At 70.9% G+C, this 21,023-nt stretch carries 21 protein-coding genes; 9 read left to right on the top strand and 12 right to left on the bottom strand.

What is annotated here, in order from left to right; translation table 11 throughout:
* Position 1: 1 nt before the first annotated feature.
* The 8 genes from truB to rimP form a co-directional block, all read right to left on the bottom strand.
* Positions 2-874 carry a tRNA pseudouridine(55) synthase TruB gene (gene truB / locus ACIBO2_RS38775; RefSeq protein WP_358535167.1) on the bottom strand — a complete coding sequence of 291 codons (873 nt, stop codon included), beginning with the start codon at positions 872-874 and terminating at the stop codon, positions 2-4.
* Positions 874-1,875 (bottom strand): bifunctional oligoribonuclease/PAP phosphatase NrnA, encoded by a 1,002-nt coding sequence (locus tag ACIBO2_RS38770; RefSeq protein WP_358535165.1) that lies wholly within the window; start codon positions 1,873-1,875, stop codon positions 874-876. The genes truB and ACIBO2_RS38770 overlap by 1 nt, the downstream gene beginning before the upstream one ends.
* A gap of 161 nt (positions 1,876-2,036) precedes the next feature.
* Positions 2,037-2,513, bottom strand: a complete 477-nt coding sequence (rbfA, locus tag ACIBO2_RS38765; RefSeq protein ID WP_358535163.1) for a 30S ribosome-binding factor RbfA — start codon at positions 2,511-2,513, stop codon at positions 2,037-2,039.
* A 42-nt stretch (positions 2,514-2,555) separates the two neighbouring features.
* Positions 2,556-2,852, bottom strand: coding sequence for a DUF503 domain-containing protein (locus tag ACIBO2_RS38760; RefSeq protein WP_225299410.1), 297 nt, complete (start codon positions 2,850-2,852; stop codon positions 2,556-2,558).
* A 120-nt stretch (positions 2,853-2,972) separates the two neighbouring features.
* Positions 2,973-6,131, bottom strand: a complete 3,159-nt coding sequence (infB, locus tag ACIBO2_RS38755) for a translation initiation factor IF-2 (protein ID WP_358535161.1) — start codon at positions 6,129-6,131, stop codon at positions 2,973-2,975.
* A 112-nt stretch (positions 6,132-6,243) separates the two neighbouring features.
* The gene (locus ACIBO2_RS38750; RefSeq protein ID WP_358535159.1) at positions 6,244-6,558 is read right to left on the bottom strand and encodes a YlxR family protein; all 315 of its coding nucleotides are present in this window, start codon (positions 6,556-6,558) and stop codon (positions 6,244-6,246) included.
* The gene (gene nusA, locus ACIBO2_RS38745; RefSeq protein ID WP_357654416.1) at positions 6,542-7,546 is read right to left on the bottom strand and encodes a transcription termination factor NusA; all 1,005 of its coding nucleotides are present in this window, start codon (positions 7,544-7,546) and stop codon (positions 6,542-6,544) included. The genes ACIBO2_RS38750 and nusA overlap by 17 nt, the downstream gene beginning before the upstream one ends.
* Positions 7,547-7,558: 12 nt before the next feature.
* A complete protein-coding gene (gene rimP / locus ACIBO2_RS38740) occupies positions 7,559-8,050 on the bottom strand; it encodes a ribosome maturation factor RimP (RefSeq protein ID WP_357654418.1) in 492 nt (163 codons plus the stop codon).
* Positions 8,051-8,270: 220 nt separating this feature from the next.
* On the opposite strand from rimP, the gene ACIBO2_RS38735 reads away from it, so the two are divergent.
* Positions 8,271-8,750, top strand: a complete 480-nt coding sequence (locus ACIBO2_RS38735) for a hypothetical protein (RefSeq protein ID WP_358535157.1) — start codon at positions 8,271-8,273, stop codon at positions 8,748-8,750.
* A complete protein-coding gene (locus ACIBO2_RS38730; RefSeq protein WP_397303471.1) occupies positions 8,747-9,175 on the top strand; it encodes a ferritin-like domain-containing protein in 429 nt (142 codons plus the stop codon). The genes ACIBO2_RS38735 and ACIBO2_RS38730 overlap by 4 nt, the downstream gene beginning before the upstream one ends.
* A 356-nt stretch (positions 9,176-9,531) precedes the next feature.
* On the opposite strand, the gene ACIBO2_RS38725 is transcribed toward ACIBO2_RS38730, so the two are convergent.
* Positions 9,532-10,578: a DUF5937 family protein gene (locus tag ACIBO2_RS38725; protein WP_358535153.1), complete on the bottom strand. Its 1,047-nt coding sequence runs from the start codon at positions 10,576-10,578 to the stop codon at positions 9,532-9,534.
* Positions 10,579-10,646: 68 nt separating this feature from the next.
* On the opposite strand from ACIBO2_RS38725, the gene ACIBO2_RS38720 reads away from it, so the two are divergent.
* From ACIBO2_RS38720 to ACIBO2_RS38705, 4 genes are read left to right on the top strand one after another with little or no spacing between them, the layout of a single operon-like run.
* Positions 10,647-11,507, top strand: a complete 861-nt coding sequence (locus ACIBO2_RS38720; RefSeq protein WP_397303468.1) for a hypothetical protein — start codon at positions 10,647-10,649, stop codon at positions 11,505-11,507.
* Complete coding sequence (locus ACIBO2_RS38715; protein WP_358535149.1) at positions 11,504-12,487, top strand: tripartite tricarboxylate transporter substrate binding protein; 984 nt, start codon at positions 11,504-11,506, stop codon at positions 12,485-12,487. Before ACIBO2_RS38720 ends, ACIBO2_RS38715 begins: the two co-directional genes overlap by 4 nt.
* On the top strand, positions 12,484-12,939 hold the full coding sequence (locus tag ACIBO2_RS38710; protein ID WP_397303465.1) for a tripartite tricarboxylate transporter TctB family protein: 456 nt from the start codon (positions 12,484-12,486) through the stop codon (positions 12,937-12,939). The genes ACIBO2_RS38715 and ACIBO2_RS38710 overlap by 4 nt, the downstream gene beginning before the upstream one ends.
* Position 12,940: 1 nt before the next feature.
* On the top strand, positions 12,941-14,446 hold the full coding sequence (locus ACIBO2_RS38705; RefSeq protein ID WP_357946748.1) for a tripartite tricarboxylate transporter permease: 1,506 nt from the start codon (positions 12,941-12,943) through the stop codon (positions 14,444-14,446).
* Between the two features lie 61 nt (positions 14,447-14,507).
* On the opposite strand, the gene ACIBO2_RS38700 is transcribed toward ACIBO2_RS38705, so the two are convergent.
* Positions 14,508-16,250, bottom strand: a complete 1,743-nt coding sequence (locus tag ACIBO2_RS38700) for a proline--tRNA ligase (RefSeq protein ID WP_397303461.1) — start codon at positions 16,248-16,250, stop codon at positions 14,508-14,510.
* A 69-nt stretch (positions 16,251-16,319) separates the two neighbouring features.
* The gene (locus tag ACIBO2_RS38695) at positions 16,320-17,003 is read right to left on the bottom strand and encodes a hypothetical protein (RefSeq protein ID WP_358535144.1); all 684 of its coding nucleotides are present in this window, start codon (positions 17,001-17,003) and stop codon (positions 16,320-16,322) included.
* Between the two features lie 123 nt (positions 17,004-17,126).
* Between ACIBO2_RS38695 and ACIBO2_RS38690 the strand changes: the two genes are divergently transcribed.
* Positions 17,127-18,092: an acyl-CoA dehydrogenase family protein gene (locus ACIBO2_RS38690; protein ID WP_358535142.1), complete on the top strand. Its 966-nt coding sequence runs from the start codon at positions 17,127-17,129 to the stop codon at positions 18,090-18,092.
* Here ACIBO2_RS38690 and ACIBO2_RS38685 read toward each other — a convergent pair.
* Positions 18,078-18,506: a hypothetical protein gene (locus ACIBO2_RS38685; protein WP_357946738.1), complete on the bottom strand. Its 429-nt coding sequence runs from the start codon at positions 18,504-18,506 to the stop codon at positions 18,078-18,080. The two genes, ACIBO2_RS38690 and ACIBO2_RS38685, sit on opposite strands and share 15 nt — an antisense overlap.
* Before the next feature lie 151 nt (positions 18,507-18,657).
* On the opposite strand from ACIBO2_RS38685, the gene ACIBO2_RS38680 reads away from it, so the two are divergent.
* Entirely contained in the window at positions 18,658-19,725 is a 1,068-nt protein-coding gene (locus ACIBO2_RS38680; RefSeq protein ID WP_358535140.1) for an LLM class flavin-dependent oxidoreductase, read from the top strand.
* Positions 19,722-20,885 (top strand): hypothetical protein, encoded by a 1,164-nt coding sequence (locus tag ACIBO2_RS38675; RefSeq protein ID WP_358535138.1) that lies wholly within the window; start codon positions 19,722-19,724, stop codon positions 20,883-20,885. The genes ACIBO2_RS38680 and ACIBO2_RS38675 overlap by 4 nt, the downstream gene beginning before the upstream one ends.
* Positions 20,886-21,023 lie beyond the last annotated feature (138 nt).

The following is a 21,023-nucleotide window of genomic DNA, read 5'->3' as shown; positions in this document are numbered from 1 at the left end:
TTTAGGAAATGAACACGGCCAGGGGCTTGGCGATGCGGCCCTGCTCCTCCACCAGGGCGAGCAGCTCGCCTTCCGGCCCGAACACGCCGATCGGCCCCTTGCCGTGCCCCGCGGCGGGCAACCGTCCGCCGTGGCTGACGACCCTGGCCTCCTCGGCGGTGAGGTCCCAGCGCGGGAACGCCGCCGAGACCGCCTCCCCGATGGGCAGGACCACGCATTCCTCGGCCAGCCGGTCGATGGTCCTGGCCCGCGACAGGTCGTACGGGCCGACCCGGGTGCGGCGCAGCGCCGTCAGGTGCCCGCCGACGCCGAGCCCGGCCCCCAGGTCACGGGCCAGGGCCCGGATGTAGGTGCCGCTGGAGCAGGTCACCACGGCGTCGATGTCCATCACGTCGTCGTGCGCCCTGATGTCCAGCACGGAGAACTCCCGCACGGTGACCGGTCGCGCGGCCAGCTCGACGTCCTCGCCCGCCCGGGCCAGCTTGTACGCCCGCTGCCCCCCGACCTTGATGGCGCTGACCTGCGGCGGGATCTGCATGATCTCGCCGGTGAGCGCCGCGATGCCCTTCTCGACCTCGGCGGGGCGCACCTCGGCCGCCGGGGCCGTCGAGATGACCTCGCCCTCGGCGTCATCGGTGTTGGTGGTCACGCCGAGCCGGATCGTGGCCTCGTAGACCTTCTCCGTCAGCGCCAGGTGCCCGAGCAGCCGGGTCGCCTTCTCCACGCCGACCACGAGCACGCCCGTCGCCATGGGGTCGAGAGTGCCCGCGTGGCCCACCCGCCGGGTGCCGGCCAGCCGCCGCATCTTGGCCACCACGTCGTGGGACGTCCATTCGGCCGGCTTGTCCACGATGATCAAGCCACTTTCGGCCATCAAGCCTCTCCATCTCGACTCGGCAGCAGCGCCCGGAACGCCGCGATGGTGTCCTCGACGCTGAGGTGCGAGGTGAATCCGGCCGCGTTGTGATGACCGCCGCCGCCCAGCACGGCGCAGATCGCGCCGACGTCGACCGCGCCCTTGGACCGGCTCGACGCCTGCCAGGCTCCCTGGTCGTCCTCCTTGAGCACCACCGCCACCTCGGCCTCGTCCGTGCGCCGCACGATGTCGATGAGGCCCTCCAGCTCGGTGTACGGCAGACCGTACGCGGCCCGGTCGACCCGGGGCACGTATGTCCAGACCAGGCCGTCATCCAGCGACACCCGCTCGAGCGCGGCGGCGAGCACCTTGAGGTAGCCGAACGGAGACCGGTCCCACAGCTCGCGGGCGATCTCGTCGGTCCGCAGCCCGGTGGCGACCAGCCGGGCGGCCATCTGGTGCACCTCTGGCGTGGTCGAGGCGTGGCGGAACGAACCGGTGTCGGTCACCAGCCCGGCGTACAGGCAGGTGGCGATGTCACGGTCCAGGCTGCCGCCGAGACGGTAGATCAACTGCTCGGCCAGCACGGCCGTCGCGGCGACATGCGGATCGATGAGGCTGAGCGTGCCGAACCCGGTGTTGGACAGGTGATGATCGACCACGATGACCTCGTGGGCCTTGGCCGTGTTGGGGCCCAGCAGGCCCAACCGGTCGGGCGTCGAGGAGTCGAAGGTGATCATCAGCTCCGGCTCCGCCGGAAAGTCCGCCGGCGGCACGAGCAGGTCCTGGCCGGGCAGGAAGCGCAACAGGCGCGGCACGTCGAACTGCCGGTCGCCGAAGGAGGCGACGACCCGCTTGCCCTGGGCCCGCAGGACGGAGCCGGTGGCCAGCATCGAGCCGAGCGCGTCGCCGTCGGGTGACACGTGGCAGGCCAGCGCGATCTCGTCGGCCTTGCCGATCAGGTCGAGCGCGCGCCGCCAGGCGGGCTCGGGGATCACCGAGCCGGACGGCGGCAGCACGCCGTCCGGGCCGCTGGGCGGCGGAGCCTGAAGACGACCCTGCCCCCCAGCGCCCGAACCTGAGGCGTCGGGATTCGACGAGCCCGGACCCGCAGCGTCTGAACCCGACGCGCCCGGACCCATGCGGGGCGGGCGATCGGTTCTGTCGCGCACGTCGGGCGTCACTTCGCCGGCTGCCCGTCCTCGTCAGGCTTGCCGAGGAGGTCCGGCTCGTCGTCCTCCTCCGGCTTGCGGTAGGGGTCGGGGTCGCCGGCGTAGGTCGCGCCCTCGGCCTTGCGCGCCACCTCGGCGTCCCTGGCCTTGGCGGCGTTGATCAGATCGTCGAGCTGGCGCGCGCTGTCAGGCAGCGGGTCGTGCTTGAACTCCAGCGTCGGAGTGAAGCGGACACCGGTCTGGCGGCCCACCTCGGAGCGGATGATGCCTCTCGCGCTGTCGAGGGCGGCCGCAGTGTCGGCCCGCTCGGCATCGGAGCCGAACACCGTGTAGAAGACCGTGGCCTCACGCAGGTCGGCGGTGATGCGCGTGTCGGTCACGGTGACGAAGCCCAGGCGCGGGTCCTTGATCCGGCGCTCCAGCATCTCGGCGACGATCTGCTGGATGCGGTCGGCGAGCTTGCGCGCTCGTGCTGCATCCACCATGTTCGCTCCCCCTCACGCACGACCCGGAGGCCGTGCAGTCGTTCAGTCTTCGTCGTTGTAGAGCCGATGTCTCGCCGACAGCAGCTCGATCTCAGGGCGGAAGGCCACCATGCGCTCGCAGGCGTCCAATACCTCTTGGCAGTTGCCCGCCGAGCCCGAGACTACGGCGATGCCGACCTCCGCCCGGCGGTGCAGGTCGAGGTGACCGGTCTCGGCCACCGCGACACCGGGAAAACGCCTGTGCAGCTCGGCGACCAGCGGTCGCACGACGGAACGCTTCTGCTTCAGCGAATGTACGTCGCCGAGCAGGATGTCCAGGGTCAGAGCACCCACATACATCGTTGGCAACCACCGCTTGTCCTGGTGTGTGAAGCGCACCCCGGCCCCGCTGCGGTGGAAAGCGGGCCCGGGCGTGCGAGAGGCGCCCGGCGGATGGTCCGCCGGGCGCCCGGCCGCGTGTTAGGCGCGCGGCTTCTCCCGCATCTCGAACGTCTCGATGACGTCGTCGATCCGGATGTCGCTGTAGCCGACCCCGATACCACACTCGAAGCCCTCGCGGACCTCGGTCGCGTCGTCCTTGAAGCGACGCAGCGACGAAACGGTGAGGTTGTCGGCGACGACGACGCCATCGCGGATGATCCGGGCCTTGCTGTTGCGCACGATCGTGCCGGAGCGGACCAGCGAACCGGCGACGTTGCCGATCTTCGGCACCTTGAAGACCTCGCGGACTTCGGCGGTGCCCATCTGGACCTCTTCGAACTCGGGCTTGAGCATGCCCTTGAGCGCCGCTTCGATCTCCTCGATCGCCTGGTAGATGACCGAGTAGTAGCGGATGTCGACGCCCTCGCGCTCGGCCAGGTCGCGCGCCCGGGGCTCAGGCCGGACGTTGAAGCCGATGATGACCGCGTTGTCGTCGGCGACGGCCAGGTTGACGTCGTACTCGGTGATCGCACCGACGGCACGGTGCAGGACACGGAGCCTGACCTCGTCGCCGACATCGATCTTGAGCAGAGCGTCTTCCAGGGCCTCCACCGAACCGGACACGTCACCCTTGATGATGAGCTTGAGCTCGTCGACGCGACCCTTCTCGAGGTTGCTGAACAGCTCCTCAAGGGTCAGGCGGCGGCTCGACCTCGCCATGTCGGCGCTGCGCTTGCGCGCCGCGCGCTGCTGGGCGATCTGACGGGCCATCCGGTCGTCGGTGACGACGATGAAGTTGTCACCCGCGCCCGGCACGGCCGTCAGACCCATCACCAGGACCGGACGGGACGGCGTGGCCTCTTCGACCAGTTCGCCGTTGTCGTCGAGCATCGCCCGGACGCGGCCGTAGGCCTCGCCACAGACGATGGAGTCGCCGACGCGCAGCGTGCCGCGCTGGACCAGGACGGTCGCGGTCGGGCCACGGCCCTTGTCGAGGTGGGCCTCGATCGCGATGCCCTGAGCGTCCATCGCCGGGTTGGCGCGCAGGTCGAGCTCGGCGTCCGCGGTGAGCAGGATGGCCTCGAGCAGCTGCTCGATGCCGGTCCCGTTCTTGGCGGAGATGTCGACGAACAGCGTCGAGCCGCCGAACTCCTCCGCCACCAGGCCGTACTCGGTGAGCTGGGCACGGACCTTGTTGGGGTCGGCGCCCTCCTTGTCGACCTTGTTGACCGCGACCACGATCGGCACGTCGGCCGCCTGGGCGTGGTTGAGCGCCTCGATGGTCTGCGGCTTCACACCGTCGTCGGCCGCGACCACCAGCACCGCGATGTCGGTCGCCTTGGCACCACGGGCACGCATGGCGGTGAACGCCTCGTGACCCGGGGTGTCGATGAAGGTGACCTTGCGCTCTTCGCCCTCGTGCTCGGTGGCGACCTGGTAAGCGCCGATGTGCTGGGTGATGCCACCGGCCTCGCGCGCCACCACGTTGGTCTTGCGGATGGCGTCGAGCAGCTTGGTCTTACCGTGGTCGACGTGACCCATGACGGTCACGACCGGCGGACGCGCGGCCAGGTCGGCCTCGTCGCCCTCATCCTCGCCGAACTCGATGTCGAAGGCCTCGAGAAGCTCGCGGTCCTCCTCCTCCGGGCTGACGACCTGGATGTTGTAGTCGAGCTCGGAGCCGAGCAGCTGCAGCGTCTCCTCGTTGACCGACTGGGTGGCGGTCACCATCTCGCCGAGGTGCAGCATGATCTGCACCAGCGAGGCGGGATTGGCACCGATCCGGTCGGCGAAGTCGGACAGCGACGCACCGCGCGGAAGGCGGATCGTCGCACCGTTGCCGCGAGCGACCTGCACGCCGCCGATCGCCGGGGCCGACATGTTGTCGAACTCCTGGCGCCTCTGACGCTTGGACTTGCGGCCACGCGTGGGACGGCCACCGGGACGCCCGAACGCGCCCGCCGTGCCGCCACCGCGGCCACGGCCGCCGCCACCGGGACGACCGGCGAAACCGCCGCCGCCACCGGGACCACCGGTGCTCGTGCCCGGACGACCGGCGCCACCGCCGCCACCGGGGCGACCGGCGAAACCGCCGCCACCACCGGGACGACCGCCGCCGCCACCGCCGCCAGGACGGCCACCGCCGCCACCGCCGCCGGGACGACCGCCGCCGCCACCGGGACGGCCACCGCCGCCGCCACCGCCGGGACCGGCGGGACGACCCTGAGGCATCATCATCGGGTTGGGACGCGGACCGCCGGGACGGGGACCGCCCGCACCGGGACCGGGACGCGGGCCGGCCGCACCGGGCGGACCAGGACGCGGACCGGCCGCACCGGGCCTGCCGTCGCCGCCACGACCCTGCGGGGGACGCGGAGCCGCGCCGTCGCGCGGCGGACCGTCACGACGCTCGCGCTGGCCGGGACCGGTGCCGCCACCATCGCGGTTGGCACCGGGACGCGGCGGCCGGGACTGGCCCATGCCGCTGGCGTTGGACGAGAACGGGTTGTTGCCCGGACGCGGGCCGCGCGGACCCGGCTTGGGACCGGGACCCGGACGAGGACCGCCACCGGAGGGGGAACGGTCGGACGGGCCACGATCGGACGGACCACGGTCGGAACGCGGAGCCGCCGGGCCACCGCCACCGGAGGGCGCGCCGGAACGCGCCGCGGGGCCGGGCTTGGGACCCGGACGGGCGGCGGGACCGGGACGCGGGCCCGGAGTGGGGGCGCCCGGAGCGGGCGCGGGACGGGTGCCGCTGTCGAAACGCGCCTGCGGAGCGCCGGAGGTGTCGGCACGCTCGGGCTCAGGCTGCGGCTGGTGCGGCATCGGCACCGGCGGGCGCGGCTGACCGCCGCCCGCGGGACCTGCCGGACCCGGACGCGGACCAGGCCTGGGGCCCGGACCCGGACGCGGAGCTGATGTTGGGGTCGGCGCCTCCGCGACGCCGTTACCGGCCAGGCTGTCCGCCGGCCGGGGAGCAGCCCTTGGCGGCTGCGGCTTGGACGACGAACCGCCGCCCCTCGAGGACCCACCCTTGGATGCGCCCAATGCTTCGGTGAGCCTGCGGACCACCGGCGCCTCGATGGTGGAGGACGCCGAACGGACGAACTCCCCCATCTCCTGGAGCTTGGCCATGACGACCTTGCTCTCTACGCCGAACTCCTTAGCGAGCTCGTATACCCGGACCTTCGCCACTGCACTCCCTTACTCGGCCCGGGAGGCTGGCTGTGCCGTCCGGACCGTCGCTACCTTGACATCTTCATCGCCGCGTGCTCATCAGGCGCTCATAGCAATCTGACTCCGCCCATCAACTCGGCGTCCTACATGACATTTCTTGGTTCCCCTTCTCCAGGTGCACCCGCACGCGCGAGACGTCAAGCGGCCCCGGCACGCGGAACGCGCGCGGAAACGCTCGGCGACGCTCGGCAAGCTCCAGACACTTCTCGGACGGATGCAGTGACGCACCTCGACCAGGAAGCCGTCCTCGCAGGTCAGGGATCACGTGATCCTCGACCCGCACCAAGCGGAGCAGGTCGGACTTAGCCGTACGGACCCTGCAACCCACACAGGTGCGCTGTGGAGTCGCGTGGCCACCATATTCCAGCTTACCGTGTTGACGCATCTACGGAACCGGCAGCATCCTCGGCCTGGGTGTCAGGCCGGATGTCGATCCGCCATCCAGTGAGCCTCGCGGCAAGCCGGGCGTTCTGTCCCTCTTTGCCGATGGCCAGGGAGAGCTGGTAGTCGGGCACGGTCACCCGCGCGACCCGGCCTTCGAGATCGAGGACCTCAACGTGAGAAACGCGGGCCGGCGACAGGGCATTCCCCACGAACTCGCCGGGGTCCTCGGACCAGTCGATGATGTCGATCTTCTCGCCGTGCAGCTCGGTCATCACGTTGCGCACGCGCGAGCCCATCGGGCCGATGCACGCGCCCTTGGCGTTGACGCCCTGCCTGCGCGACCTGACCGCGATCTTCGTGCGGTGACCGGCCTCGCGGGCCACGGCGGCGATCTCCACCGTGCCGTCGGCGATCTCCGGCACCTCCAGCGCGAAGAGCTTCTTGACCAGGCCGGGATGGGTACGCGACAGCGTGACCGAGGGGCCCTTGTGGCCCTTCTTCACCTGCACCACGTAGGCGCGGATGCGCTCGCCGTGCACGTAGTCCTCGCCGGGCACCTGCTCGTTGTGCGGCAGGACGGCCTCGATCTTGCCGAGGTCGACCAGCACCACGCGCGGGTCCTTGCCCTGCTGGATCACACCGGAGACCAGCTCGCCCTCGCGGCTGGCGAACTCGCCGAAGTTGATCTCGTCCTCGGCGTCACGCAGCTGCTGCAGGATGACCTGCTTGGCGGTGGTCGCCGCGATTCTGCTGAAGTTGCCCGGCGTATCGTCGAACTCTCTGACGATCTCGCCCTCGTCGTCGATCTCGGCGGCGAAGATGGTCACGTGCCCGCTCGTCCTGTCGAGCTCCGCGCGCGCCTTGGGCGCGGCACCCTCGGTGCGGAAGTAGGCGATCAGCAACGCGTCTTCGATCGCCTTGACGACCAGGTCGAAGGAGATGTCCTTCTCCCGCTCCAGGCTGCGCAGGACGCTCATGTCGATGTCCACGAGGCTTTCCCCTTAGCCTTCGTCGCCGTCGACGTCTTCGTCGTCGAACCGGCGGAACTCCACCTGCACCCGTCCGCGGGCCAGGTCCTGATAGTCGAATCGGCGCCCGGCGCCGTCGACGTCGAGCTCGACGCCGCTCTCGTCCGCGGAGCGCACGCGGCCCTCCACCACGGAACCATCTCTCATCTCGGCCTTCACCAGCCGCTTGGCCGCGCGCCGCCAGTGACGCGGCTCGGTCAGCGGGCGGTCGACGCCCGGCGAGGAGACCTCCAGCGTGTAGGCCGACTGGCCCATCGCGTTGGCGTCATCGAGCGCCGCGGAGACGACCTGGCTGACGTCGGCCACGTCGTCGAGACTCACGCCGCCGTCGCGGTCGACGATCACACGCAGCAGCCGGCGCTTGCCGGCCTGGGTGACCGTGACGTCCTCCAGATCGAGGCCCTCCGCGCCGACGACGGGCTCAAGGAGCTTCATCAGGTGGTCGCGGGGTGATGCGCTGCCCATATCGACCTCCCTATTGTCATGTCTCAGCCGGGCGGACCTCGCCTCTGGCTCTCAAGTCGCCTGGCCGCTCAGCCAGCTACGACAGTTGACACCCTATCTGTACGAGGGCACGAAGAGAGCGCCACTCGGCACGTGCGAATGGCGAGCGTCGCCTGACACGGGGAGCGAGCGCAAGACCGTACGATGCTATCTGCGTTCCGTTTACAGGAGGTCCCTGCCCGTGCGCCCGCGTTCTCTGTCACGGCGAGCCGTGCTGGCGGGCGGAGCGGCCGCCGCGGCCCTGTCGGGATGCGACGCGTCCGACACCCCCCAGCCGTCGCCCACCCCGTCGGAAGATCCTGAGCGGGTGCTGCTGCGGCAGCTGATCGCCGACAAGGAACACACGATCGCCCTCTACTCCGCGCTGATCACGGGCGGCGCGACCAAGCTGACGCCGTTCCGTGACCGCCACCGGGCTCACCTCGACGAGTTGCGCAAACGCCTGCCCGGCGGGCCCGCCCCGTCCTCTTCCGCCCCCGCGCCCACGACGCCCGCTCCCGTGCCCAAGACGTCGGTGTCGCGGCTGCGTGAGGCCGAGCGCCGGTCGGCGGCGCTGCGCGTCCGCCAGCTCGCCGGCGTCTCGCCGCAGCTGGCCCAGCTCATCGCCGCCATCGGCGCCTGCGAGGCCGCCCACGCCCTGGCCCTGCCGAGGTCGACGTGACACCTGCCGATGTGGAGAAGCTGCGCAAGGCGCTGTCGGCTGAGCATGCCGCCGTCTTCGCGTACGGGCTGATCGGCGCGCGCACCACGGGCTCGCTGCGGTCACGGGTCACGACCGCCTTCGACGCCCATCGAGCCAGACGCGACCAGTTGCGCACCGCCATCACCACCCGGGGCGGCACGCCGACCGAGCCGGAGGGGGGCTACGCCTTGCCGATCGTGCCGTCCACGGCGGCGCAGGCGGTCCAGCTCGCGGTCCACGTGGAGGCCGGCATCACGGCCGCCTACCTGGAGCTGGTGGCGTCGGACGACGCGTCGCTGCGCCGGTACGCGGCGCTGGCCATGCAGGAGTCGGTGGCCCGCTCCTACTCCTTCCGTCCCGTGATCACCACGGCCTTTCCCGGGATGGCGGGGCCTACCGGCTGAGAGCGGCCCACCCCAGGGGTCCGTCCACACAACCGTCTCAGTCCCTGCGACGGTCTGTTGTGGCTGGCGTCCTTGTGGAGATACCCCCTTCGGGGGAGCGAAAGAAGGCCGTCCGTAGTGGCTGGGGTCCTTGGGAAGGGCATCCCCTCCGGGGGCGAGGAAGAGGACCGTCCGTCATGGCTGGGGCCCTGGGAGAGAGACCCCGTCCCGGGGGCGAAGAAGAGAACCGCCCGTCGTGGCAGAGGTCTCCAAGGAGGGGAACCCCTTCCGGGGAGCGGAAGAAGCCGGTCCGTCGTGACTGAGGTCCTCAGAGAGGGGCCCCCTCCGGGGAGCGGGAGTGATCGGATGTGAGCGGTTCAGCGGTAGAGCACCGTCAGTAGGTCGGTGCCCAGGCGTTCGATCGCCTCGGCGTCGAGTTGGTAGTAGACGACCGAGCCGCGCCGGTGCACGTGCACCAATGCGGCCTCCCTCAGGTGGCGTAGGTGTCTTGAGACCTGGGGGGCGGTCATGCCCAGTTGGTTGGCGAGCTCCGAGGTGGCCACCGGGTTGCGCAGGATGGCGTAGCAGAGCTTGAGGCGGGTCGGGTGCTGGAGGACGGCCAGCCGTTGCCGGGCGGTCTCCAGGGAGACCCCGGCGGAGGTGCCCACGCCGTACTGGATGACCACGGGGTAGCCCGGATAGTGCTTGACCACGAAGTGCGGGCGGCCGTACAGGCTGGGGACGAGCAGGCAGGGCCGGCCGGCGCCGATGCGGGCGGTGGCGTTGTAGAGCTTGTCCAGGACGATTCGACGCCCGCCCTCGACGGCTGTGGCGGTGGGGAAGTCGGCCAGCGCCATGGGGCCGTGCACCGCGATCGCCCGCTCGCGCACCGCCGCCTCGGCGGCCAGGGCGGTACGCAGGCCCGGCCAGTCCGCCTCGAAGGCCGCGGCGGCGAAGTCGGCCAGGAAGCCGGTCAGTTCGCGCCTGAAGCCCCAGGGGTCGTTCTGTACCCGGGTGCCCAGCTCCACCCGGCTGGAGGAGATCAGTCTGAGGCGCTGGAGCACGTCGCCGCCGACGCCGGCGCTGTTCTTGCCGATGAGCGCCTGGAGGGTCATGGAGGTGAAGTCGCCGATGGGCAGCGCCTCGATCTCGGCCAGCTCGTCTTCGAGCGTCCTGGACCGGCCGGCGGACAGTGGCAGCAGGTAGCGAGCCCGGAAGGCGCTCCACAGGGGCGCCCACGCCGTCGCCCTGGCCAGCAGGTCCTCGTCGGCCTCCGTGTGGACCCTGGCCACCCAGCGGGCCGCCGCGGGGTGGTGTCCGGGCTCGTCGAGCGCGTGCAGGCAGGCGCAGAGCTCGGCCAGCGGGGAGACGCCCATGGTGATCGAGGCCGGGTCGGTGGAGGACAGGAGGAGCGTGACGGGCACGTTGCACATTACCGCGTTGGCGGCAATCTCCTTGTCCGAAACTGGATATATGTCCAGGCTGTGGCGCCATGGCCAAGGCACCCCTACACGAAAACGGCGGCGCGGTTAAGCACCCTCGGGAGTACTACTTCAGCGGGTCCACCACCATCTTCGCCTCGCGATACGACCAGCGCTTCTCCTACTGCCTCTACGTGCCGACGGCCCACTCGCCCGACGGCCCGCCGGTGCCGATCGCCGTCATGCAGCACGGGACGGGACGGCGCGGGCCGCAGTACCGCGACAACCTCGCCGAATGGGGTGAGCGGCAGGGCTGCCTGGTCCTGGCGCCACTGTTCCCCGCGGGCATCGAGGACGTGGACGACCTGCACGGCTTCAAGTTCATCAACTACCGCGGCATCCGCTTCGACCACGTGCTGCTGGCGATGGTCGAGGAGGTCGGCGAGCGCTTCAACGTCGACACCGAGCGGTTCCTCCTGCACGGCTTCTCCGGCGGCGGCCAGTTCGCCCATCGGTTCGCCTACCTGCATCCGGACCGGCTGGCCGGAGTGTCAATTGGTGCACCAGGGCGGATATCGTACATCGACTGGGACAGCCCGTGGTGGATCGGGCTCAAGGGGTTCGAGGAGGAGTTCGGCCAGCCGCCCAGGATCCTGGAGCTCGGGGCGGTGCCGGTCCAGATGGTCGTGGGTGCCGAGGACGTCGAGACCTGGGAGATCAACAACCAGGGCGACGCCAACTGGATGGACGGTGCCGACGCCTACGGGACCACCCGTGTCGAACGGCTGGCGGCGCTGCGTGACAACTTCGCCGCGCACGGCATCAATGTCAGGTTCGACGTCGTGCCCGGTGTGGCGCACCAGCCGATGAGCGTGCTGGAGCCGGTCAAGGACTTCTTCACCTCGATTCTCACCCCCCGGGAGACCTCATGAAGATCATTGTCGCCGCCGCCGCCCTGACGGTCCTGGCCACCGGTTGCGCGGTCGGCGAGAGCGCCGAGGCGGGCGCCGAATACCCGAGCAAGCCTCTGACGATCATGGCGCCGGGCAGCCCCGGCGGCGGCTGGGACACCCGCGCCCGCGGCATCGCCGGCGCGCTCAGCCAGTGCAAGATCACCACCGCTAAGGCCACGGTCGTCAACGTCCCCGGCGCGGGCGGCACGATCGGGCTGGCCCAGTTCGCCAAGAGCAAGGGCGACCCCTACCAGCTCATGGTCATGGACAGCGCGACCATGCTCGGTGGCATCGTCAACAACCACTCCCCCGTCGACCTGACCACGCTCACCCCGATCGCCGGGCTGAGCAGGGGCCCGAGCGCGATCGTGGTGCCGAAGAACGCGCCGTACGCCGATCTGAAGGCGCTGCTGGCCGCGATGAAGAAGAACCCGCACGGCGTCAAGTGGACCGGCGGCTCGCTCGGCGGCCCCGGGCAGATGACGGTCGCGGGACTGGCCAAGGGCCAGGGCATCGATGCCAAGCAGGTCAACTACGTGCCCACGGCGGGCGGCGGCGAGTCAATGAACCTGCTGCTCAGCGGGGCCGCCACCGCCGGCATCGACACCGTCGCCGAGCTTCGCGCGCAGCTGCGGGCCGGAGAGCTCAAGGCGCTCGCGGTGGACGGCGACAAGCGGATCGAGGGCATCGACGCCCCGACGCTGAAGGAACTGGGGCTGTCGGACCAGGCCATCTCCACGATGGCCGGCGTGCTCGCCCCGGCGGGGCTGTCGGCCGAGCAGCAGCAGGACGTCGTCAAGATGATCGACAAGATGCGGCAGACGTCGTGCTGGCAGCAGGTCCTCAAGCAGAACAACTGGGTCGACGCCTGGACCCCGGGCGACTCCTTCAAGCAGGTGCTCACCGAGCAGCGCGGGCAGATCACCACAATCCTCGGCGAGTTGGGACTGGGCAAGTGAGCACCCGGCTCGTCTCGGCGGGGTTCCTGGCGGTCGCGCTGGTCGTACTGGCGCAGGCGTTCATGATCCCTGACGGCGGCGGTTACCAGGCCGTCGGGCCACGGGCCTTCCCGCTCCTGGTCGGCATCGGCATGGCGGTGGTGGCCGTGATCGGGGTGGTGCAGGCGTTCCGCGCTCCGGTGACCCGCGAGGGCGGCGAGGAAGAGGGCGTGCACTGGCGTCCCGTGCTGCTCCTCATCGGCGCGCTCGTTCTGTACGCGGTCCTGCTCGCCCCCGTGGGCTACTGGCAGGCGACCACGCTGTTCTTCGTCGCGGTCGCCCGCGTGCTCGGCAGCCGCAAGCTGGTGCGCGACCTGGTCGTTGGCCTGCTGCTGGCGCTGGCCACGTATGTGCTGTTCGACCGGGTGCTGGGCATCACGCTGCCTCCGGGCCTGATCAGATTGGCGATCTGAGATGAGCGTACTGGGCCACCTGCTCGACGGCTTCGCGCACGCGCTCACCCTGCAGAACCTGCTGCTCGGCCTGCTCGGCGTCACCGTCGGCACCCTCGTCGGCGTGCTGCCGGGCCTCGGCCCGGCCACCACGATCGCGCTGCTGCTGCCCCTGACGATGGTGTTCGACCCGGTGGGCGCGTTCGTGATGTTCGCCGGGATCTACTACGGCGGCATGTACGGCGGCAGCACCACCGCGATCCTGCTCAACATCCCCGGCGAGACGGCGTCGATCCCCACCACGCTCGAGGGCTACCCGATGGCGCGGAAGGGCCGGGCCGGGGCCGCGCTGGCCACGGCGGCCATCGGCTCGTTCGTGGCGGGCACGATCTCCACCGTGGTGATCACGTTCCTGGCGCCCGGGATGTCGGCCATCGCCAAGTCGATCCAGCCCGCCGAGTACTTCTCGATCATGGTGCTCGCCTTCGTCACCGTCACCTCGCTCATGGGCGACTCGATCGTGCGCGGCCTGTCCAGCCTCTTCCTCGGGCTGGCGATCGGCATGGTGGGCATCGATCAGATGACCGGCCAGCCGCGCCTGGCCTTCGGCGTACCCGACCTGTACGAGGGGCTGCCGGTCGTGGCGCTGGCCGTCGGCCTGTTCGCCGTGGCCGAGGCGGTCGCCACGGCAGCCCAGCGCAACCGGCAGGAGCAGCCGCCGGTGAAGGTGACCGGGCGCATCGGCATGACCCGCGACGACTGGCGCCGGTCCTGGCGGCCGTGGCTGCGGGGCACCGCGTTCGGCCTGCCGATCGGCTCGCTGCCCGCGGGCGGCGCCGAGCTGCCCACCTTTCTCAGCTACAACGTCGAGAAGCGGCTGGCCAAGGACCCCGAGGAGTTCGGCCACGGCGCCATCGAGGGCGTGGCGGGGCCCGAGGCGGCCAACAACGCGGCCTTCTCCGGCGTGCTGGTGCCGCTGCTCACGCTCGGCATCCCCACCTCGGCCACGGCCAGCATGCTGCTGATCGCCTTCCAGATCTACAACGTGCAGCCGGGACCGCAGCTCTTCGACCAGCAGCCGGTGCTCGTGTGGACGCTGATCGCCAGCCTCTACATCGGCAACGTGATGCTGCTGGTGCTGAACCTGCCGCTGATCCGGCTGTGGGTGAAGCTGCTGAGCGTGCCGGCCGCGCTGCTGACGGCGGCGATCCTGACGTTCGCGACGCTGGGTGTCTACGCCACCTCGCAGAGCGTGTTCGAGATCCTGGTGGCGTACGGATTCGGGCTGGTGGGGTTCGTCCTGCGGCGGGCCGGTTATCCGGTGGCGCCGCTGATCCTCGGGGCGGTGCTCGGGCCGCTGATGGAGGTGCAGTTCAGGCGGGCCCTGGCCTTCAGCGAGGGGGATCCGGCGGTGTTCTTCACCCGGCCCGTGTCGCTGGCCATCCTGGTGATCGCCGCCGCCTGCCTGATCGGGCCCGTGGTGCTGCGCCGCCGCGGCAAGATCTCCATGCCCGCGGCCATGGACTGACGACTCCCCCTGGCAGAACAGCACGGCTCCCCCTTGGACGAAGAGGGAGCCGTGCTTCGCGTTACGAGCAGGCGGCCAGCACGCGATCGGCGGCCGTGTCGAGCGGGATCTCCTCCTTGACGCCGGTGACCCGGTCGCGGAGCTCGACCACACCCTGAGCCAGCCCGCGGCCCACGACCACGATCGTGGGCAGGCCGAGCAGCTCGGCGTCCTTGAACTTGACGCCGGGCGAGACCCCGGACCGGTCGTCGACGAGCACCCGCAGTCCGCGGGACTCCAGCTCGGCGGCCAGCTGGAGGGCCGCCTCGATCTGGTTGTCCTTGCCCGTGCCCACGATGTGCACGTCGGCGGGCGCGATCTCGCGCGGCCACACCAGCCCGAGCTCGTCGTGGGCCTGCTCGGCGATGACCGCCACGGCGCGCGAGACGCCGATGCCGTAGGAGCCCATCGTGATACGGATCGGCTTGCCGTCGGGGCCCAGGGCGTCGAGCCCGGCCGCGTCGGCGTATTTGCGGCCGAGCTGGAAGATGTGCCCGATCTCGATGCCGCGGTCGATGAACAGCGGCGAGCCGCAGCGGGGGCATGGGTCTCCGGCGCGCACCTCGGCGGCCTCGATCGTGCCGTCGGGGACGAAGTCACGGCCCGCGACCACGTGGGCGGCGTGCTTGCCGCGCTCGTTGGCGCCGGTCACCCAGGAGGTGCCGGTGACCACGCGGGGGTCGACGAGGTAGCGGATGCCGAGGTCGCGCAGGACCTGCGGGCCGATGTAGCCGCGGATCAGGCCGGGGTGCTTGGCGAAGTCCTCGGCCTCGAAGATGGCGGGCTCGCCGGGGGCCAGCGCGGCCTCCAGGCGCTTGAAGTCGACCTCGCGGTCGCCGGGCACGCCGACGATCAGCGTCTCGACCTTGTCGGAGCCGGGCATGGTGACCTTGACGACGACGTTCTTCAGGGTCTCGGCGGCGGTGATCGACAGGCCGTGGTGCTCGTTGACGTAGGACACCAGCGACTCGATGGTCGGGGTGTCGGGGGTGTCGAGAACGCGCTGCGGCTCCAGCCCGTCGAGGGCGCGGGCCGGGGGCGCGGTCGTGGTGACGGCCTCGGCGTTGGCCGCGTAGCCGCAGGAGCGGCAGGCCACGAAGGTGTCCTCGCCGGTGGGCGTGGGCGCCAGGAACTCCTCGGAGGCCGAGCCGCCCATCGCGCCCGACGTGGCGAACACGATCTTGTAATCGATGCCGAGCCGGTCGAACGTCCGGATGTAGGTCTCGCGGTGCTGCTCGTAGGAGTGCTTGAGTCCTTCGTCGTCGAGGTCGAAGGAGTAGGCGTCCTTCATCAGGAACTCGCGGCCGCGCAGGATGCCCGCGCGGGGCCTGGCCTCATCGCGGTATTTCGTCTGGATCTGGTAGAGCGTGACCGGATAGTCCTTGTACGAGGAGTATTCGCCCTTGACCATGTCGGCGAAGAGCTCCTCGTGCGTGGGACCGAGCAGGTAGTCGACGCCCTTGCGGTCCTTGAGCCGGAAGAGCGTGTCACCGTATTCGGTCCAGCGACCGGTGGCCTCGTAGTATTCGCGCGGCAGCAGGGCGGGGAAGAGCACCTCCTGGCCGCCCATCCGGTTCATCTCCTCGCGGACGACCTTGGCGACGTTTTCCAGCACCATCTTGCCGAGGGGCAGCCACGAGTAGATGCCGGGCGCCACCCGCCGGACATAACCGGCGCGGACCAGGAGCTTGTGGCTCGGCACTTCCGCGTCTGCCGGGTCGTCCCGCAGGGTGCGAAGAAACAACGACGACATGCGCAGCGACACGACTACTCCTTGTTCGGCCTGGATATGAGGACTACAGGCTATCGACTCGGAGCGACTCGCCGCGCGGCCTTATCCCGCGATGGGGACCCAGCCGCCCAGCGAACCGGCCACTCCGACCGCGAACAGGCCGACAAGGACCGCCGCCAGCGCCAGCGCGCGCACCCGGCCCGCCTTGCCACGGCGCAGCACCAGCACCAGCACGACGGACAGGGCGCCGACCACGGGCGCGGGGCCGGGCCAGAACGCGGGGTCGCTGTGGATGAAACCGGGCGTCGCACGGTCGATCACGTCGGCGAGCAGAAGGGCACCGATGAGGCCCGCCGCCAGGTCGCCCCAGACGTCCGGCCGCCTCGTCACGTAGGCGAGCAGGCCCAGCCCGACCAGCAGGCAGAGCGTCCAGTTCAGCCCGGCCGCGGAGCCGCCGACACCCACGCCGCCGATGTCGGGCCCGCCGCGCAGCATGCTGCCGCCCAGCGTCACGACGATCATGGACAGGGAGGCCAGGAACGTGGTGAGCAACGCCCACCCGAAGCCCGCCGCGCTCGCCCCGACGAGCAGGGCCAGACCCAGATACATGTACGGGTCATAAACCTGGCCGAGCCATTGGGGGCCGCGACCGTCGGCGAGTATGCCCACGAGCCCGACGACCAGCCCGCCGAGGAAGGCCCCCAGCACATGGCGTTCGATGCAGCGCTGGCCACGGTCGTACGCGGCGAACTCAGCGTAGTCGATCGTGCTCTCTTTTACGGCCATTGCCTGGTCAACCCTCCCTTCGCAGCTTGTCGCAATACCACAACCAGATTATGTGGCCGTCCAGAAAAGGCAAATTTCGGCCAACCAAATGCAACGAAGCAATCGCTTGGTTAAACTGGCTCGGTGACCGTCACAGACGAGCTGCGCTCCGTCGTCCGCGCCTATCTCGCCGACCGCCCCGCCGCGCCCTGGGCGGCGTTCGCGCGCGAGCTGGGCACCGCAGGGCTCGCCGTCCCGGAGGAGTACGGCGGAGCGGGCTGCGGCCCGGCCGAGACCGCAGTCGTGGCCGGAGAGCTGGGCAGGACCCTGTCCCCATACCCCTTCCTGCAGAGCGCCGTCGTGGCCGTCGAGGCTCTCAAGGCGGGCGGCGACGAGGCGGCGATGGGCCGGCTGCTGCCCGCGCTGGCCGACGGCTCGGTGACGGCGACCGTCGTCCTGCCGGGCGACGGCGACCTGACCCTCCGGGACGGCCTGCTCACGGGCGTCGTCCCGTACGCGCTGGAGGGCGAGGTGGTGCTCGCCTACGCCGACGGGCTCCTGGTCGAGGCGGTGCCGACGCGGCGCGTCGCGCACACGACCATGGACGAGAGCCGGCCCCTGGCCGAGCTGACCTTCGACCACGCCCCGGCGCGGCCGGCGGGCGACGGCGCGGCGTGGAGCCGGGTGCGCGACCTCGGCATCGCGGCGCTGGCGGCCGAGCAGGTGGGCGGGGCCGAGCGCTGCCTGGAGATGGCCACGGAGCACGCCAAGCTGCGCCACCAGTTCGGCAGGCCGATCGGCTCCTTCCAGGCGATCAAGCACAAGCTGGCCGACCTGCTGCTGCTCGTGGAGTCGGCCAGATCGGCGGCGCTGGCGGCGGCCGGGTCGCAGTCCCTCGCGGCGATCGCCGGGTCCTACTGCACCGAGGCGTATCTCACGGCGGCGGGCGAGAACATCCAGGTCCACGGCGGGATCGGCGTGACCTGGGAGCATCCGGCCCACCGCTACCTCAAGCGGGCCACCTCCGACGCCCAGCTCTTCGGCCCGCCGCAGGCGCACCGCGAGCGCCTGGGCGCGCAGGTCTTCCAGGCCGAGCTAGCCGCCCAGTAGCGTTTCCCAGGGGCGCGGGGCGTTCGTGGCGCGGGTGGTGTCGAGCGCCTCGGCCAGCCGCCAGAAGCCCGGCTTGTCGCGTACGCGCTCGCGGCCCAGCGGATCGATGGCCCGCAGCTCGAAGCGGACGCCCATCACGTCGAGCACCGCCGACCGGCTGTCGCCCGGCCCGGCGGGCGCGCCGAGCTCGTCCTCGTACGCGGGAGCGCGCACCTGCTCGGCCAGCAGCGCCGCCACCTCGGAGGCGTACGGGCCGTCGCGCCACTCGATGTGCCAGCTGTGGTCGGCGCCCCGCCACCAGGTCAGATCCCGGCAGGACTCGATGAACTCGGCCTCCGTGGCGAGGGCGGCCATCACCCGGCCGAACGCCTCGTAACCGCGCCCGCTCGTGAGGGAGAAGTCATCGGCCCCCATATCGGGGAGCGTGCCATCTTTCGGCCGCCTTAGCGCGTGCTTTCGCCTCACGTGCATCACTCTGATCGCGAACGCGCCCTTCCCGCAAGTCTTTGGTGCTGATAGTCTCTACCAAGCGAGCGCTTGGTTTACTACTTTCGCCGGAGGCGCGATGACGTCCCTACGGATCAGCCTGGGCTACGAGCTGGAGGTGCGCGGGCGCTCCCGCGAGGTCGAGCAACAGGCGTTCCAGAACGTGATCGACCAGGTCGTGCTCGGTGACCGGCTTGGCTTCGACACCGCCTGGTTCGTCGAACACCACTTCACGCGGGGGTTCTCCCACTCCTCCGCGCCCGATCTCGTGCTGGCCGCGATCTCCCAGCAGACCGAGCGGATCCATCTCGGGCTGGGCGTGGTGCTGCTGCCGTTCCAGTCGCCGATCCGCACCGCGGAGCGCGTGGCCACCCTCGACGTGCTGAGCGGCGGCCGGGTGGAGTTCGGCACCGGGCGGGGGGCCTCGCCCCTGGAGTACCAGGCCTTCCAGCGGCCCTTCGAGAAGTCCCGGCAGATCTGGGAGGACTCGCTGGAGGCGACGCTGGCCATCTGGCGGGCCGACGGGGAGCCGGTCAGCCGCTCAAACGAGTTCTTCGAGATCCCGGACGTGGCGGTCTACCCGCGTCCCGTGCAACAGCCGCATCCGCCGGTCTGGGTGGCCTCGACGTCGCTGGAGGGCTATCTGGCGGCGGCCGACCACGGCTACAACCTGCTCGGCATGACCATGGTCAAGGGCATCGACGACGTGGCGGACGACATCGCCCAATACCGCGAGCGTCTGGCCGCCGCCGGGTTCGACCCCGCCTCCCGCCGGGTCGCGCTGATGATCCCCTGGTTCGTCGCGCCCACCCGCGACCAGGCCAACGAGACGGCCGCCGACGCCGTCCTCTGGTACATCCGCCGCCAGGTCAACCTCGTCACCCCGCCGGACTACTACGACGCCCGGCACGCCACCCACCGCGTCCTCGGCCAGCTCGCCGCCGGGATGCCGCCGGAGGAGGCGATGGCGACGCTGCGGGAGCACCTGATGGTCGTGGTGGACGACGTGGCGGGTTCGCGCAAGGCGCTGGCCAGGATCGCGGAGGCCGGGGCGACGGATCTGATCATCCAGGCGCAGGTGGGCGGGCTGGCGCACGAACGGGTCTGCGAGGCGATGAAGCTGTTCATGACCGAGGTGACCAAGTGACCAGCCCGGACCCTGGCCCCAGCTCCGTAACCGGGACCGGCTCCGGGCCCGTGAGCGGGCGGGACGCGTCGGCGGAGGCCGCCGACGCGCGCTGGCTGACGCGGGACGACCTCCGTACGGGCGCGCGCTCCGCGACAGGGCTGCTGCAGGTCGCCCCCGACGCCTCCAGCGCCTTCCCGCTGGCGCCCGGCGACCGCGCGGCGGCGCAGGAACTGACCGGGGCCGCGCTACGGGCGGCCGGAGTGGGCGACCGCGACCGGGTCGTGGTGGCGCTGGCCGAACCGGCGGGCGCGCTCTGGGCCGCCGCCGCGGCGGACGTGGCGTCGGCGGCCGCCTCGGTGGGCCCACGAGGCCGCATGCGGTTGATCCACACGCTGTCCACCCTGGGCGCCACCACGCTGGTCGCCACCCCTACGGGTGCGATGGACCTGCTGGCCAGGCTGCACCTGGAATTCCTGCTGGACCCCCTTGACCTGGGACTGCGCCACATCGTCCTGACCGGGGAGATCGCCTCGAAGCGGACGCTAAGCCACCTGGCGGGCGAGTTCGACGCCCACGTGACCGAGGTGTACGCCGACCCGTTCGGTGGCGGTGCCCTGGCCTGGCGGGCGGCGGAAGGCGACCCGCTCACCCCGCTGACGGACGGCCTGCTGCACCTGGCCTCGCTGACCAAGGACGTGCTGCGGCCGTCGGAGCCGTCAGGGGTGGCCGAGCTGGTGATCACGCCCCACGGCCACTCGGCGCTCGGCGACGCCGTCCTGCGTACGGGCCAGGTGGTACGCACCGACTCGCCCGCGACCGACCCCCAATTGCCCGCGCCCGTCCACACGGTCGGCGAGCACGTGCTGGTGCGGGGCGTGTGGCTGGCGCTGCCGCGCGTCGAGAAGGCCCTGGCCAAGATCGACGGCGTGTCCAGGTGGGAGCTGGTCGTCAGCAGGCAGGGCACGCTCGACGCGGCGGTGCTCACCGTCACGTTCGGGAGGGAGAGCCTCGTGCGCAACCCGATGTGGCGGGGCCGAATCCAGCAGGCGATCCAGGGGCTCACCCCGATCTCGCTCGGCGTGGAGATCGCGCCGGAGATCGCCGAGACGCCGGGCCCCGGCGTGCTGACCGACCTGCGCGGCCACCACCTGGGCCGCGACCGGGCGCTCATCGTGTAGCCGCCCGGCCCGCCCACCCGTCCAGAGTCCGTACGAGAGCCGAGGTCCATCCGGGAGCCGAGGTCCATCCGGGAGCCGGGCGCTCGGCCTGTGGAGCGCTCATCGTGGAGCAGGAGGCGCGAACCGATGGGACCGATG

The organism is Nonomuraea sp. NPDC050022 (assembly GCF_044460705.1).
In the GTDB taxonomy this organism is placed as follows: Bacteria; Actinomycetota; Actinomycetes; order Streptosporangiales; family Streptosporangiaceae; genus Nonomuraea.
This window is presented reverse-complemented; position numbering and strand designations above follow the sequence as displayed.